Below are 4,319 nucleotides of genomic sequence, written 5' to 3'. Positions count from 1 at the left end.
CGGGTGCCTTGCGCCTGGTGAAGGTTATGGGCACAACCGACGATCCAGAGAAACTCAGCCAGCTCGTTGAGGCGCTGGGCAAGTTGGGTGAGCGGCTGCCGGCGGAGCAAGCGCAGGCGGGTGCCTTGCGTCTGGTAGAGGTTATGGGGTTAAAGGAGACAACCTCGCAAGCTTTTGTCTCACTAGCCGCCAGCCTCGGAGATCTACCGATAGCCCAGGACGCCACTGGCACTGGTATCGATACCGCCCCTGATCTGCTCCAGGCACCGATGGCCTTCGACAAGGATTCCGGGTATCCGGAGCACAAGACCCGCGAACAGCTGCTGCGCTATTACAGCCGCTTGGCCGGTGTCTTCGAGACTGCCGAAGCGTTCCAGACGACCGATGATCTGGTCGCCTGGGTGCGCAATAACAGGCCATCCCTCGATCTGACGCGCCCACCACGGAATCCGTTCCGGTAAAGCGATCCGAACCGGCAGCTCGTAGATCCTATAAAGGTCCGCAGTTATCTCTGGGATCTCCTCTGTGGGTTGTTTTATCCCTTAAGGTTAATCCGCTGCGGGCCTGCATAGGACCTACGCTGCCGGCGGAGATAATCGGCGTAGCGGAAGTTCATCGGTTTTGTCCTCTGTACGCGCGGATTGTGACGATTGCGTCCAGGTGAGTGCGTGGAAATCTTCCCGAAAATCGGCCCTCTTACAGGGCAATACCATTAAGTTAAGCGTCACCGGCGCCGTTTGTGATCGGTTGAGCGCTGTTTTTCATTCGCCCTCTCCCCAACCCCTCTTCCGCCGAGGGTGTCGCAAAAGTCCTTTCGAACCACAGAGGACACAGAGAAGGGCACGGGCCGATTCCCTACGTCCTCTGTGTTCTCTGTGGTTTAAACTTCACAGACTGGCAGCTGACACCACCGGTTTTACGACACTCTCCCGCCGGGAGAGGGGCTTTGAGGCTTAACTTAATGACATTGTCTTGCAGGGTCCGCCGAGCCAATCGGTTCTTTCTATTGTGCCAACCGCTATGCTAAAGTGATCACTTCAAAGTGACATTCGAGGGTTTGTGATGGAAGTTTCCGCGAAAGAGCTACGCCGAAAGACCCGTCTGCTGCTCGACACGGTCGAGCGCGGGCAAGCGGTGACCATCACCTATCGCGGTCGTGCCAAGGCCCGGGTGGTACCTATGAATCAGGGATCGGAGCGGGCGGAGTCGGTAAAGCAGGACGAGCTGTTCGGGCTCTGGGCCGACCGGGATGATCTGGTCGATCCGGAGACTTGGGTCCGGACCCTGCGGCAGAGCCGCTATCCGTGATCGTCGATACGGATGTACTGATCTGGTATCTGCGGGGAAGGCCGGAGGCTGCGGCTATCCTGGATACCTATGACCGGATTCGCTTGTCCGCCGTGACCTATATGGAGCTGGTGCAGGGGATGCGCAATGCGGACGAGCTGCGGGCCTTGCGCAGCACCTTGGCCAGCGGGCGGTGGCAAGTGCTGCCGATCACGGAGGCCATTTCTATGCGGGCCATGACCTATGTGGAGGAACATTTCTTATCCGGTTCTCTGCAGCTGGCCGACGCCCTGATCGCGGCCACCTGTATCGAGCATGGAGAGCGCTTGGCGACCGGGAACCTCAAGCACTACCGGATGATCGCCGAGCTATCCATTCAGCCGTTCCGGATCAGTAGCTCCTTGCCCTAGGACGGCGAGCGTGCTCGACATTGGCCTGTGGTTGTTGGCCGCGGAGCGGTCCAGGTTGGATTGAGTATGGGAAAAACGGCATCTTTTATCCGCAGATTACGCAGATTGGTAGTGGTAAATTTTTAAATGGTTAGCATAGAAAGGTTCACTATGCCCCGTTGCTTGATTTGATCCCCTCTCCCCGGCCCTCTCCCGGCGGGAGAGGGGTGCTGCGTGTGGCGTGCCCAACCCACTGCTCGTGGCGATGTTTCCATTTAGACCTTAACCACTACCAGGCGCGCCTTCCCAGGTTGGTATGTGCCAGCGGGGCCAAACGCGCCGTAACCGGACAATGCGGGATGTCGAATCCGCGACGGAGCAGGCGGGTACGCACGATCGAATGTCGGGTTACGGCGCGTTCGAAGATGTTTGCATCCCTCACCATCGGAAGACGCGCCTAACCCGACCGACAAGACTTAGCTTAATGGCCTTGGCATTAATAGAGGGCGTTCAACATCCGGCTGCGGTAACGGGTCACCAGATCGCCTTGTCCGCCGAGCATGGCAAAGATCATGAGCATACCCTTGCGGCCGGCGTCGTCGGCGAAGGCGCGGTCCCGCTTCATCAGCTCCAGGAGTTGTTCGAGTGCACCTTCGAAATCACCACGCGCCACCAGGTGGGCCGCGAGTCTATGCCGGGCGTCACTGTCCTTGGGGTCTGCTTCCAACCTGGATACCAGGGTTGCTTCCGGCGGCGAATCGACCTGGATTGCCGCGAAGCCGACTTGTCCCTTCAGGCGCGCTACTTCGGGATCATCGGCCAACTCCCGCGGCAGGTCATCGAGTATCGCTTGGGCACCCTGGACATTGCCCGCCGCCGCTTCGATTTCGGCCTCGACCAGGCGGACACGGGCATTCTCCGGCTCGGCCTCCCGCGCCTGCTCGATGATGCGGGCCGCACCCGCTCGGTCACCGGCGTTCAGCAACCCCCGGGCCTGGGCCAGGAGTCGGTCCGACTCGCGGGGCAGGTGGCGTTCGAGAAACTCACGGACCTGGGGCTCGGGCAGGGCGCCCATGAACTGGTCGATGGGTCGCCCATCCTTGAAGAGTTGCACCGTGGGCAGGCTGCGAATACCGTACTCGACGGCAAGCGCCTGTTCTTCCTCGGTGTTTACCTTGGCAACCAAGAGTTTTCCGCCGTAGGCGTCCGCCAGGGACGCGAGCACCGGCATCAACATCCGGCAGGGTGCGCACCAATCGGCCCAGAAGTCCACCAGCACCAGGCGCTCATGGGAGCCTTCGACGACGACGCGCCGGAAGCTTTCGGCCGTGACCGCGATGACGTAGGGTGAATCCGCCATGACCTTCGTTACTCCTTATTGGAAGCTTGCTCTAAGCCCGTAAATAGGTGTGCAATCGTTTGAATCAAGCAGGCGGGGCGTTCGAGGTCCGGCGATCCTCCCGATTCGGTGTGCAAGGAGACCGAAATGTCGAACCTAGTCCATGTGGTCTGTCCCGAGTGCGATGCGGTCAATCGAGTCCCGCGGAATCGTCTCGGCGCGGACGCCAAATGCGGAAAGTGCCGTGCGCCGCTCTTTTCCGGTGTCCCTGTGGTCCTGGATGAACGGCGGATTGCGCGTCATATCGAGCGCAGCCGGTTGCCCCTGGTGGTCGATTTCTGGGCGCCCTGGTGTGGCCCCTGCCGGATGATGGCACCGGCGTTCGAGGCGGCCGCGCGGGTGTTGGAACCGCAGGCGCGCCTAGTGAAGGTCAACACGGAGGAGGCCCAGGTTACGGCCGGCCGATTCGGCATTCGCAGTATTCCGACCCTGGTCCTCTGCAAAGACGGACAGGAGGTAACCCGTACCACCGGCGCCATGGATACCGACCGCTTAGTGGCCTGGGTTCGGCAGTGGCTATAAGCGATGCACTCCCGGCGCCGGACCGAGCTGCCGCGTGGGAGCACGGAAAGCAAAGGAGTGGTAGCGTGCGCATCCGGCTCCAGGGTCAAGCGGCCCAGATTGCCTTCGGCCGGCGTATCGCCACGCATCTTCGCCCCCCCTGTACCATCTATCTGCAAGGTGATCTGGGCACCGGCAAGACCACCCTCGTGCGCGGCATTCTACGCGGACTCGGCCATGCAGGCCCGGTCCGCAGCCCGACCTATACACTGCTCGAACCCTATGAGCTGGGGGCCATGGACCTCTACCACTTGGACCTCTACCGGCTCAGTGATCCGGAAGAACTCGAATACCTGGGCCTGCGCGACCTGTTGGACGGCCGGAGCCTGCTGCTCGTGGAATGGCCGGAGCGGGGACGGGGCGCCTTGCCGGTGCCGGATTTGACCATCCGCATCGAGCATGCGGGCGAGGCCCGTAGCTTGGAGCTGACGGCCCATGGACCGTGTGGCAGAGTGCTGGAAGCGCATTTGTGGCTTGCTGAATGATGCTGAAAGCCTCAGAGGCTGTCTAAAAACTAAGTCATTGATTTTTATGGAACCGTACCCGTAGCCCACCGGTCAGGCGTAGTATTTGGTGGGCACAGCCCACCCTACAGGTTAGTTGGTTGGTAGTGGTAAATCTTTAACTGGCAGAGGGTAGGTCAGACCGCTATGCGGGTCGGCGGACTTGGACTATCAACCACT

General features: G+C 60.7%; 6 protein-coding genes. 5 read left to right on the top strand and 1 reads right to left on the bottom strand.

Annotated elements, in window-relative coordinates; translation table 11 throughout:
- From BQ17_RS17590 to BQ17_RS17580, 3 genes are all read left to right on the top strand, one after another.
- On the top strand, positions 1-461 hold a 461-nt coding region (locus BQ17_RS17590; RefSeq protein WP_218068339.1), incomplete at its 5' end, for a hypothetical protein.
- Between the two features lie 601 nt (positions 462-1,062).
- Positions 1,063-1,308: a type II toxin-antitoxin system Phd/YefM family antitoxin gene (locus BQ17_RS17585; RefSeq protein ID WP_089729322.1), complete on the top strand. Its 246-nt coding sequence runs from the start codon at positions 1,063-1,065 to the stop codon at positions 1,306-1,308.
- The gene (locus tag BQ17_RS17580) at positions 1,305-1,697 is read left to right on the top strand and encodes a type II toxin-antitoxin system VapC family toxin (protein ID WP_089729320.1); all 393 of its coding nucleotides are present in this window, start codon (positions 1,305-1,307) and stop codon (positions 1,695-1,697) included. The genes BQ17_RS17585 and BQ17_RS17580 overlap by 4 nt, the downstream gene beginning before the upstream one ends.
- Before the next feature lie 475 nt (positions 1,698-2,172).
- On the opposite strand, the gene trxA is transcribed toward BQ17_RS17580, so the two are convergent.
- Positions 2,173-3,036, bottom strand: a complete 864-nt coding sequence (gene trxA, locus BQ17_RS17575) for a thioredoxin (RefSeq protein ID WP_089729318.1) — start codon at positions 3,034-3,036, stop codon at positions 2,173-2,175.
- A gap of 126 nt (positions 3,037-3,162) precedes the next feature.
- On the opposite strand from trxA, the gene trxC reads away from it, so the two are divergent.
- The gene (gene trxC, locus BQ17_RS17570; protein WP_089729316.1) at positions 3,163-3,597 is read left to right on the top strand and encodes a thioredoxin TrxC; all 435 of its coding nucleotides are present in this window, start codon (positions 3,163-3,165) and stop codon (positions 3,595-3,597) included.
- Positions 3,598-3,662: 65 nt separating this feature from the next.
- Complete coding sequence (gene tsaE, locus BQ17_RS17565) at positions 3,663-4,121, top strand: tRNA (adenosine(37)-N6)-threonylcarbamoyltransferase complex ATPase subunit type 1 TsaE (protein ID WP_089729314.1); 459 nt, start codon at positions 3,663-3,665, stop codon at positions 4,119-4,121.
- The last annotated feature ends 198 nt before the right edge of the window (positions 4,122-4,319 follow it).

The sequence above is a fragment of the Candidatus Thiosymbion oneisti genome (assembly GCF_900092655.1).
GTDB lineage: Bacteria > Pseudomonadota > Gammaproteobacteria > Chromatiales > Chromatiaceae > Thiosymbion > Thiosymbion oneisti.
The sequence above is the reverse complement of the archived record's forward strand: the minus strand, read 5'-3'. Positions and strand labels throughout refer to the sequence as shown.